We start from the raw sequence: 16,454 nt of genomic DNA on the forward strand, positions 1-16,454 counted from the left end.
GTTATTAACTTATAATCCCATTATATCGCCAACTTTATCTTTTGGATAAGTAAGTTTGAAGCTTAAATTAAGTTTTTTAGTCTCATTCGGATTAAAATCAAACTTCCATGTTACTAATCCTGTTTTTTCATCATAATTTGCACCAATAAACTTAATATCATCAAGCTTTACAGTTTTATTGATAATAAATGGGATCTGAGCATAGACAACTAAATTGATTGACATCGACTTGCCATTTTTCACATCAATAATGTAGGCATATTTTTGTGAAAGATAATTACCTACCGACAAAGATTTTAACGTTTCACTATTATTTCAATTGTGTGAAATTAAAATATTTTTATCTTTACCTAAATAAAGATCCAAAGTATCTTTAGCCAATTTTGTGACAAAAAGGCTTTTGGCTACTTTAGTGATACCTTTGCTTGACCTTGTAATTCTGCACTTTGTAAAAATAGAGTCACTTTATTTAAATTGATATTATTGTTGGCAAATAACACTACCTGAAACTAATGCAATTAATAGAGCTATTTTTTGAATTTTCATACTGTCCCTTTTTAATAATTTTATGTTTTAATTATTTAAATATATTGATTTTATAACTATGTCTGTATCCCCTATCTATCCATGATAACTGTGCTTAAAACAGTATTGGCTATTTCTGCTTAAATTTCCATAAAATTTAATTTTGTGTTAAATAAAAAATTAATTTAGTTTTATATATTGAACATTTAACAAAAAAAATGTATATTTTGTTAAAAATAAAAAACAAATATAAGGGAAAATTATGAATAGCTTCAATTATTTAAAAAAAACAATTAAACGTAAGAATTTATCATTACAAACCGTTGCCGATGCTTGTCAAATGACTAAAGGTTATTTAAGTCAACTCGTTAACGATAAAATCAAAAATCCAAGTGCGCAAAAATTACAATCGCTTCACCAATATTTGAAAATTGAACAACCAACTAAAGATAAAAAAGTAGGTGTCATTTTTGGTAAATTTTATCCATTACATACAGGACATATTCACCTTATTCAACGTGCAATTAGTCAAGTCGATGAGTTATATGTGATTCTTTGTTCTGATACAGAACGTGATATGGCATTATTTGAAGAAAGTGCCATGTCTCGGCAACCTACAATCAATGATCGAATTCGTTGGCTATTACAAACTTTTAAGTATCAAAAAAATATTCACATTGAATTATTAGAAGAAGATGGCATCCCCGCCTATCCAAATGGTTGGATGCAATGGAGTGAGCGCGTCAAAAAACTGTTTAAAGCAAAAGGCATCAAACCTGAATGCGTTTATTCAAGCGAGCCCCAAGATGTTACCATGTACAAAGAGTTATTTAATTTAAATACGGTACTTATCGATCCTCAAAGAGAGTTTATGAAAGTTAGTGGTACCCAAATTCGCAAAGCGCCCCTCAAAAATTGGCAATACATTCCAACTGAAGTCAGGCCATTCTTTGTTAGAACAGTGGCGATTTTAGGAGGCGAATCAAGTGGTAAATCAACATTAGTCAATAAATTAGCTAATGTATTCAATACTACCAGTGCTTGGGAATATGGTCGAGATTACGTTTTTTCTCAATTAGGCGGAGACGAACGGGCATTACAATATGCTGATTACGATAAAATTGCGCTAGGTCATGCACAATATATTGATTTCGCAATAAAACATGCCAATAAAGTCTCATTTATTGATACTGATTTTGTCACAACCCAAGCTTTCTGTAAAAAATATGAAGGTAAGGAACATCCATTTTTACAGGCAATGATTAACAACTACCGTTTTGATCTAGTTATTTTGCTTGGCAACAATACCCCTTGGGTAGCCGACGGTTTACGCCATTTGGGCAGTCCTAAACAGCGTAAAGACTTTCAACAGTTGCTTATCTCTATTTTAAAAAAAAATAACATTAACTATATTCAAATAGATTCACCTAATTATGAAGAACGCTATTTATGCTGTATTGATTTAGTCAATCAGCTTATCAACAATGAAGAGTATTAATTATGAATCAATTAAATCAACTTATAATATTTATTGGACGAAACAAATTCTATCCACTTTTTTGCATAATATGTGTAACGTTGGCCTTTTTATACACCGATCCATTTAGTCAATTTAATCTTCGTTACACCATTTCCTATATTGGCGCTTTTTGTGGATTGATCTGTGTAATATTATTGGCCAAACGTAAAAATATGGGAAATGTGATGGGCATGTTAGCCAATGTCGCTGAATGCTCTGCTAACTTTCTTAATGGTAATATAGGTGCTGGCCTACCAAGTATTTGTTATTTTGGCTCACACATTTATGGCTTAATTAATTGGCAAAAAAATCAAGATAACAATAAAAATGTTAAATCCAGAACCTTGAGCGAAAGTAATTTTTTATGTGCCATTATCGCCCTTATTGCAGCAGTATTTTTAAATATTTACATCACCGAATCGCTTGAAGTTAACAATAGTAGTTATCAACTTATAACTAACTGCTTTATCTTTGGATTAGGGATTGTTGCCCAATTATTGTTGATGATGCGTTACTCATTCAATTGGTATTTTTGGGTGATATTAAATGTGTTGGTAATTGGTCTTAATATTTATACAGATAATATCGTTATTGCTGCACAATATTTAATTTATCTATTTAATGCAATTTATGGTATTTGTGAGTGGAGAAATTCTGAACAAAAACAATAAGTATGTTTGTCAAAAAGTTTCAGGTAATGCATACGTTTCAGTAAAAAATTATCCATGCAAGCAGCATGGATAATTCTATATTTACTCACTGATGTTAGAAAAATTAATAATCCAAATATTTTATTTAGTCAACAATCAGAGTTTTTTAATTAAATAGTTAGTTATCACTTTTTTTACCACTGCTATACAGACAGGTAACCACGGGCATGAAGGATAATATTTAAAGGAAAACTAACGAATTATAATTACTAACTAATTGTTTGTATTATTAAAAAATATAAGATTAGTCAAAAAACACTAACTATTAAATCTAAAATATTAACGATCTCATTAAAGTTATCAATAAAGCTTTGTTATTCAATATCACCTTTAATAAGTGGGACAAATTTAACATCTTCAACATTTTTTACAATAAAACCATCACCACTGCGTTTTATTAATTGTAGAACTTGATTTTCTTCATCACCAACAGGGATGACTAAGCGCCCTTTATTTGCTAACTGATCTAAAAGACTTTGTGGCACTTGTGTTGCTGCAGCAGTGACAATAATACCATCAAATGGACCACGTTCAGGCCATCCTAACCAACCATCTCCATGTCGAGTAGAAATGTTGTGAATGTCTAATTGTTTTAAACGACGTTTAGTATTCCATTGTAAACTTTTAATTCTTTCAACCGAACAAACGTGGTTGACTAATTTGGCTAAAATTGCCGTTTGATAACCAGATCCAGTTCCAATTTCAAGCACTTTTGAGTTAGGTTCTAAACGTAATAACTCGGTCATCTTTGCAACGATATAAGGTTGTGAAATGGTTTGCCCACTCCCTATCGGTAAAGAACAGTTATCATAAGCCTGATGGGATAGAGCCTCGTCGATAAAATGTTCTCGTGGTATAGAGGCAAAAGCTGTTAAGACACGCTCATCTTTGATTCCCTGCTGACGCAATAATTTAATTAGAGACTGCATTTTTAAACTTTGCATATGTATTACTCATTTCCTATTATCAATTCACGTATCACACTTGTGGCATAACATCCTGACGGTAAATAAAAACGCATAGTAAGACTATTATCATTCAACCATTGCCAGTTAAGTTCTAAAGGATAGACAACTATAGAGCGCCTTGCAGTTTCAATACGCTCTTTTTTAAATAATTCAAGAAAAGTCATCCAATTTTGTAAACAATTTTTTTCAAATTCAAGTGTTTGAGACATTGTTCCAAGTGGTGAATCACCCAGCATAGGTGCAGTAATCGTAATTTCACGATTTTCTAAACGGTGTTGCAATAAATCCAATTCTTCTATTTTTGCAACAAACCAACTTCCACGCCCAGCAAGTTGTAATATATCACCATCAAGCGCGGTACGATGCAAATTTTGTGCAATTCGTTGACTGACAATATCATTAAAAATTGCACTACGTGCTGCTGAAAGGTAAAAACTGCGTTTTTTACGATCTTTAACGGAAATCTCGCCATTTGCCCATTTGATAGCTTGAGTGATATTATTTTGTTCGCGACCAAAACGCTGTTCGCCAAAATAATTAGGCACCCCATTTTCTTTAATTAACGCCAATTTAGTCTCAATCCCTGATTTATCACTTAGCATTTTCAATGTAATATCAAAATAGTTGCCTTTCAAAGCCCCTATTTTTAATTTTTTATTATGTCGTGTAATCTTTAAAATTTCACATCCGTCTAAATTAAAATCCGAAAAATCAGGTGTTGCTTGACCTGGCATATGTAAACTAAACCACTGACAAGTGACCGCTTGGCGATCTTTTAATCCTGCATAACTGACTAACTTAGCTGAAATACCCACATATTTAGCTAATTGCTCAGCAACAAATATCGTATTACAATCACGTTTTTGAAGATAAACCAAGACGTGTTCACCATCACCGGTTAGCTCAAATCCAAGATCTTCAGTAACAATAAAATCTTCATATTGTTGTTTATATTGTCCTGTTACTGTTGGTTTACCATAAAAATAATTCAGTTCTGTTAACACGAATGCTACCTATCTTTTGATTTAATTGACTTTAGCTATTTTAGTAAGTAATACGACTGCTTCACAGGCTATACCCTCTTTACGCCCGGTAAAACCTAATTGTTCTGTAGTGGTTGCTTTGACACTAATTTGATCAAAGTGAACATTAAGATCTTCAGCAATATTAACTCGCATTTGATCGACATGCCCACGCATTTTAGGCTCTTGAGCAATAATAGTCGTATCTAAATTAACAAGTTCATAACCTTTGTTTTGAATAATGCTATAAACTTTTCTTAATAATATTCGGCTATCAATTCCTTTATACTGAGGATCGTTATCAGGAAAAAGTTTACCAATATCTCCTAACGCTAATGCACCAATTAACGCATCAGTTATGGCATGTAATACCACATCCCCATCGGAATGGGCAACCAGACCATATTGATAAGGAATTTTCACTCCTCCAAGCGTTATGGGGCCTTCCCCTCCAAATTTATGAACATCAAATCCATGACCTATTCGCATAATTCTACCTATAATCATTTATGTAGTTAAATAAAAAGTGGCCAACGCTAAGTCTTCAGGTCGAGTAATTTTGATATTATCGCGGCGACATTCAACCAATAATGGATGCCCACCACAATATTCAATGGCAGAAGCTTCGTCAGTAATTGTCATATGATTATCTAAAGCCTGCTGCAAACATGATTTTAGCTCATTTGCTTTAAATAACTGTGGCGTTGCTGCTGCCCATAAATAATTTCTATCTTCGGAGCATTCAATAATATTATCATTATTTTGATAAGCACGCTTTATGGTATCGCTGACGCGAGTAGCTAAAATACCGCCTTGTTGTGCATTGAGTACAATATCAATTAATTGTGTTATATCATCATGGCAAACACAAGGTCTTGCTGCGTCATGAACCAGCGCCCATTGATTATCATTTAATAAATGCAAACCCGCTAATACCGACTCGGCACGGGTTTCTCCGCCTATAGTGACTTTTATCTTATCATGCAAAGCAATTGCAAGCGTTTTAAATATTACATCTTCACGATTAATAACGACAATCACCTGTGTAATTTTAGGATGAGATAATAGCTTATTTAAAGTGTGCTCAATGACCGTCATGGAGCCAATTTTCAAATATTGTTTTGGTATTTGATTATTCATACGGCAACCGATGCCAGCTGCTGGAACAATTGCGACAATATTATTGGTATTATTCACGTTACGCCTTATTGAGATTGCGGGTTAGGATCTTTAATAATTCGATAGAAATATTCATTCGGTTTTACCATACCTAAATGGTTGCGCGCACGCTCTTCTATCGCTTCAGAACCTTGCTGCAAACTATTAATCTCGGCAAACATCTGTTCATTACGATCTTTTAATCGTGCATTTTGCTCATGAAGATCAGCCAACACTTGTAGATTATCTTGGTAATCATAAATATTATTTTTGCCATACCATAGCGAGTATTGCAGATAACCAAGCACAAAAAGTAAAATTAAAGGCAATTTCCATCTAATCATGAGATTATTCTATTCGCTTATTTAGATACATTTAACAGGTTTTGGTAAGCCTGCAAGTTTAGTTGCTTGTTTAGCAGGGCCATCAGGAAATAATTTATATAAATAACGACTATTACCCTTTTCTAAACCAAATTTTTTTTCCATCGCTTTAACTAACGCTCTAATCGCTGGCGATGTCTTATACTCTAAATAAAAATCACGGACAAATAAAATCACTTCCCAATGTGCATCAGTTAATTCAATAGACTCCTTTTTTGCCAATAAAGGAACCAAATCAACAGTCCAATCCTGCCAATTTTTTAAATAACCATTATCATCAGTTTGTATTAGCTCTAACATTTTTGTAAACACGCATTTTTATTTGTGCCATATTATACCCGTTAAAATAAATTCCAACACTATTTTGATAGTGAAAGCGCCATATTTACACTAATTATGGCTAGATTTGATGAAAATTAAAGCAAACAATCAAAAAATTTAAAATACCTATTTACAAATAAGTAAGTCTACTTTAATATGCACAGCCATTGCGGAAGTGTGGCTGAGCGGTTGAAAGCACCGGTCTTGAAAACCGGCGAGGGGCGACCCTCCCAGAGTTCGAATCTCTGCGCTTCCGCCATTTATTTTTGTGGCGAGTTCCACAGCAATCCAGAGAAATTCATTTTGACCTTTGTCATAAAGGGTTTAAGTGAATTTTTTTTTGCTTTCATTTTTATTATTCATTCCATACTCATCCAGAGTAATCCATTTCAATTCACGCTTAGAACGTCCAATGAAAAATAATCGAACTATTTTGTATTTTTTATTAAATGCGCCTATCTCGTTCTACATAATTCAATGCATTAAAAAAATGTTGGGGAATTATTCATGGCAAGGCTAATTGAACGTTATGCCGAATTAGTTCAACAATTTCCTGCTTCAAAGAGTCATCATCATGTGTATTTGGGGGGAATTCTTGAAAATGGACTAGAAATCATGGCATATGCATTGAATCAATCTGTCAAAGAATGATAGTCAGGTAGAGCAGGAATCCATTACTGATAATGTTGCACAAGAAATGACAACCTTATTTACAGAACAAAATGCACCCGATATACCCCATGAAGTTGAAACAGTAAAAACACCTAATAATTCACCGTCAGCCGATAGTTTAGAAGCGGTATTTGATTTACTTGAAATGAATGGCGAGAATGAACAACTGGAATCAGCAGATACAGTAAGTCAATTGTTTATTACTGAAATCAACCACAGTGAGCCCAAATTAATCATCGATAGCCAGCTAACTAATCCTTTGAATGATTATTCATCAATGTTTCATGAACCAACTGAACCAACTGAACCAACTGAACCAACTGAACCAACTGAACCAACTGAACCAACAAACAGTTTGATTGAATTTACCGATAAGGAAAAGAAAATAATGCAACAAATAGATGAAATAACACCTTCTGGTGAACATTTTATGCAGTGTTAAAAGAAGCTATCTTAATGCAAAAGCTCATCATCAACGAACCACAAGCACAAATTCATACGGTGGATGATACGATTTTTATTGTTACACCCGGTATTTTTATGCGTTACGTGATGGAGTTTCCTCAAGTACAACTGGTTGCTAAAACTGAAAAAACACCTGTCTGGCGATATATGCAAAAAGCGTTTGAAAAGCTTAGATATCATAAACGTAAAGATGATAGTTACAGCATTTGGACATGTGCGTTAGAAGGCCCCAAAAGCACTAAAAAAGTACATGGTTATCTCTTTAATGACCCGACAATACTCATTCCTGACATTGTTTATAACAATCCTTATTTGAAAATTTTTTTGAATAATCAAACTTCATAAGTGATATCACGCTATACCAACTCAATGACGTTGGTTTTTTTATATTGAAGATAACGTATTAAAATTTGATAACTATCTCGACTAAAACGGGGAAGAGGTACGGTAGGCATATCATGCAAATGAGTGACAGAACCCAAATAACGCCATTGATTGATAATATGAAATGCTTTACATTCATAACGCGGATCTTCCTCAACAATAGCAATCGCTGATTGCCAAGGCCAAGCTATTAGCGCATAGTGTTCAAATGCCTGAATTAGGCGTTGATTGTGACTTGCTATTGTCTCATCGCCACAACACGCTCCATGGCAGCGTTTCAACTGATAATTAAAACAGCAGCCACGATGGGTTGATTCTAGACCAAGGACTTTAGTGCATAACTCATTTTTTTCAGCTAGTTTTAGTAACCATTGTTTTGCTCTTATCTGTGATTGATACAACCCCACACTGATTTCATCGTCAGCAATATCATCCACACGGTATAAAATTGGCATGAAGTCATCATTTAACACCCATGAATAAAGATTTTGATGTTTTCTCAAACACCGATTATAAATTGGTTGCCTTGATTGAATCTCTGCTGATTCGAGTAACAAAGCACCTAATTCCCCGGCAGTGCAAATAAAATTGATGTGCGCCGTTTGCTTAATTAACTCAGCGTGGCGCTTAGTTTTATCATGATTATAAAAGAATGTTTTTACTTTTGCCTATATACAGTAAAATATCAGTCTTATCATAAAAATAATAACTGATATTGTAAAAATAATAAATCAATGTATTCGTTCTTTGTAACAAAAGTTATTTATAGCTTTCTTATCTTAAAAATTAAATAAATATGGAACATATCAAATATTATTTGTTGATTAAACTTAAATCCATTAACAATTAATGATTTAGAAAATTAATTCTATTTTATATATAGATTTGTTTTGTTAAATATTTTTCTGATAATGATGGAGCGGAGAATGGTAAATAAACTACAATCATATCATTACTGTTTCCATGATGATTATTTCAAAAACATCATAACTAAATATTTTCAATTTAATTATATAAATATAGTAATTAATGCTGCAAATAGAAATTACAAGGTTGATCTATTTTACAATGAAATTGATAAAATATACCAAATTGGTGTCATTGGTTATGGCGGTATATTTCCAGCACCACAGAGTTGTTTTGTTCTTGAAGAAATAATTTTTAACCTAAAAATTATCCATGATATAGACATAAAAAAAATAAAAATCCCTCCACTTTTTCCTTGCGAACTTTCTGTAGAAAACCTAAATAAGTATCTGAAAACAGAAATGACTACTCAAATAATTGTAATGCAAGAGTTTATAGAGTTGGGTTATCGCTTATTTAAAGGTAGTGTGAGAACAGATATTAGATGCGCAGAAAAAAATCAAATAACAGTTCATTGTTATAATAAAAATAATCGTAGTGAATTAATGTTTTTTTATGATTTATATATAAAAACCCTGAAAAAAGTTAATGCTAATTATTGTATCAGTTTGCCTTTAATCGAAGATTTGCTTAATGATGAAAGAAATGCAGAACTATATTTAGCTTACTATAATGGCAAAATTGTATCAGGTAGTATTATATTAAAATCAAAAAATAATATCTTTTATTGGATAAACGCTAGTGATAGTGTTTCATTGAAATTTAAACCAAATCATAAAGTACTCTCCCATATTATTACTAAGTATTCAGATATTGATTATATCAACTTGGGGTTTTCACATAGTGATACATTAAGATAATTTAAAAAAACATGGGGAGCTAAGGATTTTAAATATTATGTGTTTGAAAAATCATTTTAAATATTATCGTTGGTTAAAAAATTAATTATTAGTTCAATTAACTAAGGAGTAACTATGAAATCAGTATTTTTTATACCAACAAATAGAAGTATTAAAGATAGTGTTAGTAGTTATATTAAGGAGATTTTATACGCAAATGATGTCTTGCAAGTTAATATTCCTTTAATTGTAGTTGAAACCAATGAATTTTCATCTATAGAAAATAATGAAATTATTAAATCATTAAAAAATCAATATCCAAAATTGAATATTCTACATCTATCTGTTGATGTACAGAAAAAATACTTTAAGTCACTCTTTAAAGGTATGGATGATGATTTCTATAAGATTTTTACTTATACAGGCACTGATTATGCTACTGCTATGAATAAATTAGGTTTATTTGCGTGTTCAATGGGGGCTAACGCCTATCATAGAAGAGATTCTGATACTTGTTTGTTATTTGATAGAAGGAGTGAAGCTAGGGAAGTCTATCCAATTGAGTATGAATTAAAGTATTTAGGTAAACCAATAATGGAAATAGTTAATGACTTGGATATCAAAAATCTTAAACAAGATATAAACAATAAAAGACGAATACTTGTGGTTGGTGGGAATTACTTAGGTGAGTGGAATCTTGATGTAAAAGATTTTGCAAAAGTGTCGTATGACTATGTTTATAAAATATATGAACTACTTGGTTTTAAATCTGAGCATATTATTGATATTTGCGATGATATATTCAAATTAGAGCAACCCGTTCCTCAAAATGATGTTATTTCCTTAGTTACTTCTGTTGACGATGGGTGTAATCCTGACTGTGGTAATGTTAGTGTCTATCGACTATTTGAGTTCCTACCAAACTTACCTGGTAAAAATACATTAGCAGCGGATTATTTCGCTTTTGATACCTCGACTGCATTAGGCTACCCATCTGTACATCATACTAGACCCGTGTTTCATGAATATCATGATGAAAGATTTGAGTATGATAAAAAACTAAAATATTGGTATGGGATGTTAAAATTTGCAGATTATTTTTCATTATATGGAAGTATCTATAATGATAAGCTTATTGATAACTTTTGTGATTATGATGATTGCTTCGTTTCTCAACAAATGTGTGAGTCTCTTTCTGAAAAAATAGCATCATTTGCTTCTAATGATACTAAAAGAGAAGAGCATATAATCAGAATTATTGATGAAGTATTATTAAAATTCGATGAAAATTATTCAAAGATAGGACAAGAATTAAGGAAAGTCACTGCAAAATGTATTGCCGAATGTAATGAAGAATACTTCTTACACGTTAAACTCTTAAAAAACTGGAGTAAAATCATAGTACAGGCCAAGAACATTAGTTTAATGGATTTTATTGTTGATCATTAAGTAAAATTAATATGCTTATGCATACAATTAGAAATACAGTTAAAAATTCCTGACATTGTTTACAATAACCCGTATTTGAAAATTATTATTGAATAACCTAATTTTATAAGTCTTTAAGAATGAAAAAATTTTCATATTCAATTTTGCAAATATGGTTAGTATACCCTTTGTACCATTTCTTGCCCATTTATTCTCTTGAGAGAGTAATACATCATGACGTCATTTTCTATGACCTCACTGGTACACCAATATCCTAGTGTTAAGCGATCTTCGCCAAAAAAGTGGGCAAATGTCTCTTCTATGATAATTGTCTGTGTGATGGATCTCACTTATATTAAACTAAACTGGTAAAGGATGGTTATATTTGTTTGGACGTAAAGTGATTGGTCGACAAACAAGCCATCACATATTTAAAGTTTTTAACATAACAGCACTATCATTAAGACAAAAAATATAGATTATATAAACTCTAATATATCACCAGTAGACATTTTTTTTGAATTTAATATTTTTTCTGCAATTTTACCTGTACAATGACATGTATAAAAATTAGTCGCATTTGTTTTTTTTAAAATTCTAAGCACGAATGGTAATTTTAATACAGAAAGCCCATTAAAATGTAATCCACCTACTATTGCATAAACTCTTTTATCCCCAGTTATTCTGATAGCTTTATTTATATGTTTCTTCAAACCAGCATGATTGCATCCGGTAATAATGACTAATCCCTTTTCTGAACAATATACTAAACTAGAATCATCATTAATATAGTCTAACCTTATTTTATTATCAGTTTTAATAATTCCTGTGGGTAATTTGCATCCACCAACATCACCAAGAAATACCATTTTTTTTGTTAACCAAATAGCTTCTGTTGTTAACTTTATATCAAATTTTGTTTTCAATTTTTCCAAAGATAACCTGCCATCCGATCGAGTTTTTAGTGGATTGATGGCATATCTTTTTTCTAATGCATCAGGATGCGCTATCAGCGTTATTTTTTCTAATGCATCCTGATTTATATTTACATGATTTATTCCACCAGAATGATCATAATGACCGTGTGATAAAACTATATAAGTTATGTTATTTAGAGTTAAATTCTCACTCCATTCAGATCCACAATCCATTAGAATTTTTGTATTATCATCTTCAATACAAAAACTAACACCTTTATTGGGGCTTAATTTAAAGCCTCTAATATCGTTAATTAATAATTTTATTTTCATATTGAAATTCTCCTTAAAATTCTACTTAAAAATATTATAGAGAATTTTCTACTTTTTTATGAACTATTTTAGTGGATAGTTACAATGCTTATCTGGATACCCTTTTTGATCACCAGCCATAATTAAACCTGGTAGCTGATTAATTGCTCTTGGTGTAAACAACCACATACTATCTGGTCGTCTACGCCAGACGTCTCCTATACGTTCATCTCTTTCTAATATAAGAACAGTGATATTTTTTTAGTCAGAAATGATGCTAAACACTGTCCAGCTTGTCCAGCACCAATGATTACACAGTCGTAAGTCATGAATTTTATCCTCTAATTGATATATGTTGGGTGAGCATATATCAATTCAAAGGTTATTTAATTTAATAAACTAGCTATATTAGATCTCTCATTCTTTTTTTAAATGAAAATAATTGTCAAAGAATAAATAACTATTTGAAATATAGAGAGTTAAATAAATAAATGATTTTTTTATAAAATGAAGTCAGCTTATTTGTTCAAGACAATATTACTCACCCATTTATACAATGTCGTTAACTTTTCACAATCTAATAACCAAACAAGAGATGGAGTAACATAATGGAAAATAATAAGGAAGTGGCTATGTCTGTGAATTTTTTACTCGGTTGTGGGGGTAATTATATTACGGATCAAACTCTATTTATTGATGGTGGAATGTCTGCTTAATGAAATAGCATTTTGTGATGCTGTTCATAGAAGCAATGATTAAAATGAAAGATATAAATGGAGTGTACGATGGAAAACAACACCGATGGTCGACAATTCAATGGTTTAACACGATATAAAAAATTGATTATTTTATCTGTTATTTTCCTAGTTTCAGGGATAGGATACTTCATTTTTTGGTACATGTTTTCTCGGTTTACACAATCTACAGATAATGCGTATGTTATGGGAAATCAAATTCCAATTCATACTCAAATAAGTGGAGGAATCTCCTCCATTTACGTTGATGATAATGACTTTGTGAGAAAAAAAGATGTTATCGCTCAATTAGAATCAATTGATGCTGAAAATAATTTTAGTTATGCAAAAAATGAATTAGCCAAGGTAATAAGAGAAACTCAACAGATCAAACTGACAACTGAAAAATTGTTAGCAAGTATTCAATTAAAACAAGCGACATTAGATAAATTAGAAAAAGATTTAGCTCGGAGAGAAGGTCTTTGGTCTCGTAATGCTATTTCACAAGAAGAAATAGAGCATGCTAGGCAAGATGTATTAATTGCTTCAAATGACTTAAATATTTCCAAGCAAGAGTTAGAAATTAATAATGCCCTATTAATGCAGAATTCATTATTAGAACAGCCACATATTCAGCAAGCTATTTCTAAACTAAAGGAAGCTTGGCTTAACTTAAAACGAGTAACAATTGTTTCCCCTGTCACTGGATATGTTTCGAGGCGCCAAGTCCAAGTTGGAACACAAGTTAATAGAGGAGAACGATTATTAGTTATTGTTCCTTTGGATCAAGTTTGGGTAGAAGCTAACTTTAAAGAAGTTCAACTAAAACACATTCGATTAGGACAAAAAGTTAAGTTAACTAGTGATTATTATGGAGATGATATTAAATTCGACGGGGTGATTACAGGAATTGCTATGGGAACGGGAAGTGCATTTTCGTTATTACCAGCACAAAATGCAACAGGAAATTGGATTAAAGTAATTCAGCGTTTACCTGTCCGTATTGAATTGAATAAAGAACAAATTAAGGAATATCCATTACGGGTGGGGTTATCTATGTATGTAACAGTGGATACCAGTGATGTAAGTGGAAAATTACTTACTGATATTTCACCTCAAGAAATTAAATATCAAACAGATGTACTTGCTTACGACTTAGATGAATTCGAGCAACTAGTACGAGAAATTATGCAAAATAACTTAATTTTAGAGAGTAATATTCAGTGAATCATAAAATGTCACCATTATATCTATCAGGTGCAAAATTAATTGGGCTTATTGTTGCATTGGCAACAGTGGCCTTCTTACAAATTTTAGATTTAACAATTGCCAATGTAGCACTCTCTACAATTGCTGGAAACCTAGGAACATCAACTAGCCAAGCAACATGGGTAATTACATCATTTGCCGTATCCAATGCCATTTCAATTCCTTTATCTGGATGGCTAGCTAAGTACTTTGGGGAAGTTAAGTTATTTTTGTTTTCAATTTTTTTGTTTGTTTTAGCCTCTTGGTTATGTGGTGTCTCCAACAGCCTTGAAATGTTAATTATTTCACGAATACTACAAGGTGCGGTTTCTGGACCAATTATTCCTCTTTCTCAAAGCTTATTATTAGCTAACTCTCCAAATTCCAAAAAAAATATGTCTTTAGCAATATGGTCGATGACGATTATTATTGCTCCCGTCTGTGGACCTATTTTGGGTGGATGGATAAGTGACAATTTATTTTGGGGCTGGATTTTTTTACTAAATGTGCCAATTGGTCTAATAGCTTGGATAAGTATTAAAATATTATTAAAAGGGCGAGAAACAGAAATAAGTAAATCTCGAATTGATACTATCGGGCTTGCTTTATTAATATTTGGTGTTGGTAGTTTACAGCTTATTTTAGATAGAGGGAAAGAACTGGATTGGTTTAATTCATCTGAAATTATTATTTTATCTGTGATAGCGTTAGTAACACTTTCTTTTTTTGTTCTTTGGGAAATGACATCGAATCATCCTATCGTTGATCTATCTTTATTTAGATCAAGAAATTTTACAGTAGGGACGATTTGCATAAGTTTGGCATTTTTGCTACATATAGGGACATTAGTTATGCAACCACAGCTATTACAACGAGTCTTTGGTTATACTGCAACGTGGGCAGGATTAGCATTGTCTCCCATTGGTTTAGTTCCTATCGTTCTTGCTCCAATAGTCGGCCGTTTTGTTCCTTATTTAGATATGAGGAAGCTTGTGACTTTTGGTTTCATTGTTTTTGCTTTGTGCTTTTTTTGGAGAGCTTACTCGTTTGAGCCTAATATGGATTTTTCGAGTTCTGCATGGCCTCAATTCTTTCAAGGATTTGCGATAGCTTGCTTTGTTATGCCTTTGAATATAATAATTTTATCTGATATACCTTCTCACAAGTTAGCGGCAGCAGGAAGTTTATTTAATTTTTTTAGAACATTATCTACTTCCATTGGTACTTCTTTAACAAATTCATTATGGGAACATCGTGAAGCAATTCATCACAACCAACTAACTGATCTAATGAATCAAAATATACAAACGCTAGAATACACATATCAGCAGTTTCAGTTGCAAGGTTTTTCTGAAACTCAAGCTTCGGCAAAACTAGCACAAAATATTACTAATCAGGGGCTGGTAATCGCAACCAACGAAATTTTTTGGCTATATGGAATTATTTTTCTACTATTAATCATAGTTGTTTGGTTTGCAAAATCAACCATTACATCAAAGAATGAAATAGAAAAATAGTTGGTTAGATAAATATGTAAGTCATAACAAGATTATAATATTTTGAAAAATAAAAATGAACTTCAAAAACTTTATTGATCAGATTACCTACATGTAATGTACATGTTTTTTTCTTTGTTTATACCTATGCAAAAAATATCTTCATATGAAAGTGTAATACCAGTTGAGCTAAACGCCTTATATAAACTCTCTTGGGCTGAAAATACTAAAGTAATGTAATGTGTTATGTCAATTATCATGTCACTGGGAGTAGGACATTTTAGGATCGTTTGACTTAAATCAATTGCTTTTTGAGTGGACATTATTTTTTCTATATCAACCCTATGCTTTGAACCTCATTTGAGTGTTTTATTGTAATTATTAGAGTGAGATAGTGAACCAGCTATGTTTTTAGGCCATAAAACGGCTCCGTTGGAACTTTTTAGTCTCCAGTAATATTCTCCATCATGCAATAAGTTTTCTAAT

Annotated in this window: 17 protein-coding genes, 1 tRNA gene and 1 pseudogene; 10 read left to right on the forward strand and 9 right to left on the reverse strand. The window is 31.9% G+C overall.

Going from position 1 to position 16,454, the window contains the following annotated elements; all coding sequences use genetic code 11:
• Window positions 1-9: 9 nt before the first annotated feature.
• Entirely contained in the window at window positions 10-291 is a 282-nt protein-coding gene (locus tag A9G17_RS03815; RefSeq protein WP_081301664.1) for a DUF4139 domain-containing protein, read from the reverse strand.
• A 496-nt stretch (window positions 292-787) separates the two neighbouring features.
• Between A9G17_RS03815 and nadR the strand changes: the two genes are divergently transcribed.
• Complete coding sequence (nadR, locus tag A9G17_RS03820) at window positions 788-2,023, forward strand: multifunctional transcriptional regulator/nicotinamide-nucleotide adenylyltransferase/ribosylnicotinamide kinase NadR (RefSeq protein WP_065737578.1); 1,236 nt, start codon at window positions 788-790, stop codon at window positions 2,021-2,023.
• A gap of 2 nt (window positions 2,024-2,025) precedes the next feature.
• A complete protein-coding gene (gene pnuC / locus A9G17_RS03825) occupies window positions 2,026-2,715 on the forward strand; it encodes a nicotinamide riboside transporter PnuC (protein ID WP_065737579.1) in 690 nt (229 codons plus the stop codon).
• A 353-nt stretch (window positions 2,716-3,068) separates the two neighbouring features.
• Here pnuC and A9G17_RS03830 read toward each other — a convergent pair whose 3' ends face one another.
• The 6 genes from A9G17_RS03830 to A9G17_RS03855 are packed head-to-tail and all read right to left on the reverse strand — an operon-like array spanning window position 3,069 to window position 6,585.
• Window positions 3,069-3,698: a protein-L-isoaspartate(D-aspartate) O-methyltransferase gene (locus tag A9G17_RS03830; RefSeq protein ID WP_065737580.1), complete on the reverse strand. Its 630-nt coding sequence runs from the start codon at window positions 3,696-3,698 to the stop codon at window positions 3,069-3,071.
• Between the two features lie 5 nt (window positions 3,699-3,703).
• Window positions 3,704-4,726: a tRNA pseudouridine(13) synthase TruD gene (gene truD, locus A9G17_RS03835; protein ID WP_065737581.1), complete on the reverse strand. Its 1,023-nt coding sequence runs from the start codon at window positions 4,724-4,726 to the stop codon at window positions 3,704-3,706.
• 21 nt (window positions 4,727-4,747) lie between these two features.
• Window positions 4,748-5,233, reverse strand: coding sequence for a 2-C-methyl-D-erythritol 2,4-cyclodiphosphate synthase (ispF, locus tag A9G17_RS03840; protein WP_039128040.1), 486 nt, complete (start codon window positions 5,231-5,233; stop codon window positions 4,748-4,750).
• A gap of 18 nt (window positions 5,234-5,251) precedes the next feature.
• Entirely contained in the window at window positions 5,252-5,941 is a 690-nt protein-coding gene (gene ispD / locus A9G17_RS03845) for a 2-C-methyl-D-erythritol 4-phosphate cytidylyltransferase (protein WP_172398264.1), read from the reverse strand.
• A gap of 8 nt (window positions 5,942-5,949) precedes the next feature.
• A complete protein-coding gene (ftsB, locus tag A9G17_RS03850) occupies window positions 5,950-6,246 on the reverse strand; it encodes a cell division protein FtsB (protein WP_065737582.1) in 297 nt (98 codons plus the stop codon).
• A gap of 21 nt (window positions 6,247-6,267) precedes the next feature.
• Window positions 6,268-6,585, reverse strand: coding sequence for a TusE/DsrC/DsvC family sulfur relay protein (locus A9G17_RS03855; RefSeq protein ID WP_065737583.1), 318 nt, complete (start codon window positions 6,583-6,585; stop codon window positions 6,268-6,270).
• Window positions 6,586-6,777: 192 nt separating this feature from the next.
• Here A9G17_RS03855 and A9G17_RS03860 point away from each other — a divergent pair.
• The 4 genes and pseudogenes from A9G17_RS03860 to A9G17_RS03870 all read left to right on the forward strand — a co-directional run bounded on the left by A9G17_RS03860 (window position 6,778) and on the right by A9G17_RS03870 (window position 8,088).
• A tRNA-Ser gene (locus A9G17_RS03860) sits at window positions 6,778-6,865 on the forward strand.
• Between the two features lie 260 nt (window positions 6,866-7,125).
• Window positions 7,126-7,236: pseudogene (locus A9G17_RS12815) on the forward strand (TraI domain-containing protein); the annotation flags it as partial.
• A gap of 67 nt (window positions 7,237-7,303) precedes the next feature.
• On the forward strand, window positions 7,304-7,720 hold the full coding sequence (locus tag A9G17_RS03865; RefSeq protein WP_065737584.1) for a hypothetical protein: 417 nt from the start codon (window positions 7,304-7,306) through the stop codon (window positions 7,718-7,720).
• A gap of 14 nt (window positions 7,721-7,734) precedes the next feature.
• Complete coding sequence (locus A9G17_RS03870) at window positions 7,735-8,088, forward strand: conjugal transfer nickase/helicase domain-containing protein (protein ID WP_141677554.1); 354 nt, start codon at window positions 7,735-7,737, stop codon at window positions 8,086-8,088.
• An 11-nt stretch (window positions 8,089-8,099) separates the two neighbouring features.
• Here A9G17_RS03870 and A9G17_RS03875 read toward each other — a convergent pair whose 3' ends face one another.
• Complete coding sequence (locus tag A9G17_RS03875; RefSeq protein ID WP_065737586.1) at window positions 8,100-8,582, reverse strand: hypothetical protein; 483 nt, start codon at window positions 8,580-8,582, stop codon at window positions 8,100-8,102.
• A 471-nt stretch (window positions 8,583-9,053) separates the two neighbouring features.
• On the opposite strand from A9G17_RS03875, the gene A9G17_RS03880 reads away from it, so the two are divergent.
• The gene (locus tag A9G17_RS03880) at window positions 9,054-9,854 is read left to right on the forward strand and encodes a GNAT family N-acetyltransferase (RefSeq protein ID WP_065737587.1); all 801 of its coding nucleotides are present in this window, start codon (window positions 9,054-9,056) and stop codon (window positions 9,852-9,854) included.
• A 114-nt stretch (window positions 9,855-9,968) separates the two neighbouring features.
• A complete protein-coding gene (locus A9G17_RS13050; protein WP_065737588.1) occupies window positions 9,969-11,282 on the forward strand; it encodes a DUF6271 family protein in 1,314 nt (437 codons plus the stop codon).
• Window positions 11,283-11,740: 458 nt separating this feature from the next.
• Here the strand turns inward: A9G17_RS13050 and A9G17_RS03890 are convergent, their stop codons facing one another.
• On the reverse strand, window positions 11,741-12,511 hold the full coding sequence (locus A9G17_RS03890) for an MBL fold metallo-hydrolase (RefSeq protein WP_065737589.1): 771 nt from the start codon (window positions 12,509-12,511) through the stop codon (window positions 11,741-11,743).
• A 764-nt stretch (window positions 12,512-13,275) separates the two neighbouring features.
• Here A9G17_RS03890 and A9G17_RS03895 point away from each other — a divergent pair.
• Together A9G17_RS03895 and A9G17_RS03900 are read left to right on the forward strand one after the other, a co-directional pair.
• Window positions 13,276-14,451: an HlyD/EmrA/EmrK family protein gene (locus A9G17_RS03895; protein ID WP_081301666.1), complete on the forward strand. Its 1,176-nt coding sequence runs from the start codon at window positions 13,276-13,278 to the stop codon at window positions 14,449-14,451.
• A gap of 8 nt (window positions 14,452-14,459) precedes the next feature.
• The gene (locus tag A9G17_RS03900; RefSeq protein WP_065737591.1) at window positions 14,460-15,989 is read left to right on the forward strand and encodes a DHA2 family efflux MFS transporter permease subunit; all 1,530 of its coding nucleotides are present in this window, start codon (window positions 14,460-14,462) and stop codon (window positions 15,987-15,989) included.
• Window positions 15,990-16,454 lie beyond the last annotated feature (465 nt).

This window comes from Gilliamella sp. wkB7 (assembly GCF_001693435.1).
In the GTDB taxonomy this organism is placed as follows: domain Bacteria; phylum Pseudomonadota; class Gammaproteobacteria; order Enterobacterales; family Orbaceae; genus Gilliamella; species Gilliamella apicola_N.

What these genes read in the sequence shown, in the direction of transcription:
- A9G17_RS03880 (WP_065737587.1), top strand. Translation starts at nt 9,054, where the DNA reads ATGGTAAATAAACTACAATCATATCATTACTGTTTCCATGATGATTAT.
- nadR (WP_065737578.1), top strand. Translation starts at nt 788, where the DNA reads ATGAATAGCTTCAATTATTTAAAAAAAACAATTAAACGTAAGAATTTA.
- A9G17_RS03875 (WP_065737586.1), bottom strand. Translation starts at nt 8,582, where the DNA reads ATGCCAATTTTATACCGTGTGGATGATATTGCTGACGATGAAATCAGT.
- A9G17_RS03870 (WP_141677554.1), top strand. Translation starts at nt 7,735, where the DNA reads ATGCAAAAGCTCATCATCAACGAACCACAAGCACAAATTCATACGGTG.
- A9G17_RS03895 (WP_081301666.1), top strand. Translation starts at nt 13,276, where the DNA reads ATGGAAAACAACACCGATGGTCGACAATTCAATGGTTTAACACGATAT.
- A9G17_RS03865 (WP_065737584.1), top strand. Translation starts at nt 7,304, where the DNA reads ATGACAACCTTATTTACAGAACAAAATGCACCCGATATACCCCATGAA.
- A9G17_RS03855 (WP_065737583.1), bottom strand. Translation starts at nt 6,585, where the DNA reads ATGTTAGAGCTAATACAAACTGATGATAATGGTTATTTAAAAAATTGG.
- ftsB (WP_065737582.1), bottom strand. Translation starts at nt 6,246, where the DNA reads ATGATTAGATGGAAATTGCCTTTAATTTTACTTTTTGTGCTTGGTTAT.
- A9G17_RS03890 (WP_065737589.1), bottom strand. Translation starts at nt 12,511, where the DNA reads ATGAAAATAAAATTATTAATTAACGATATTAGAGGCTTTAAATTAAGC.
- ispF (WP_039128040.1), bottom strand. Translation starts at nt 5,233, where the DNA reads ATGCGAATAGGTCATGGATTTGATGTTCATAAATTTGGAGGGGAAGGC.
- pnuC (WP_065737579.1), top strand. Translation starts at nt 2,026, where the DNA reads ATGAATCAATTAAATCAACTTATAATATTTATTGGACGAAACAAATTC.
- A9G17_RS03900 (WP_065737591.1), top strand. Translation starts at nt 14,460, where the DNA reads ATGTCACCATTATATCTATCAGGTGCAAAATTAATTGGGCTTATTGTT.
- A9G17_RS13050 (WP_065737588.1), top strand. Translation starts at nt 9,969, where the DNA reads ATGAAATCAGTATTTTTTATACCAACAAATAGAAGTATTAAAGATAGT.
- A9G17_RS03830 (WP_065737580.1), bottom strand. Translation starts at nt 3,698, where the DNA reads ATGCAAAGTTTAAAAATGCAGTCTCTAATTAAATTATTGCGTCAGCAG.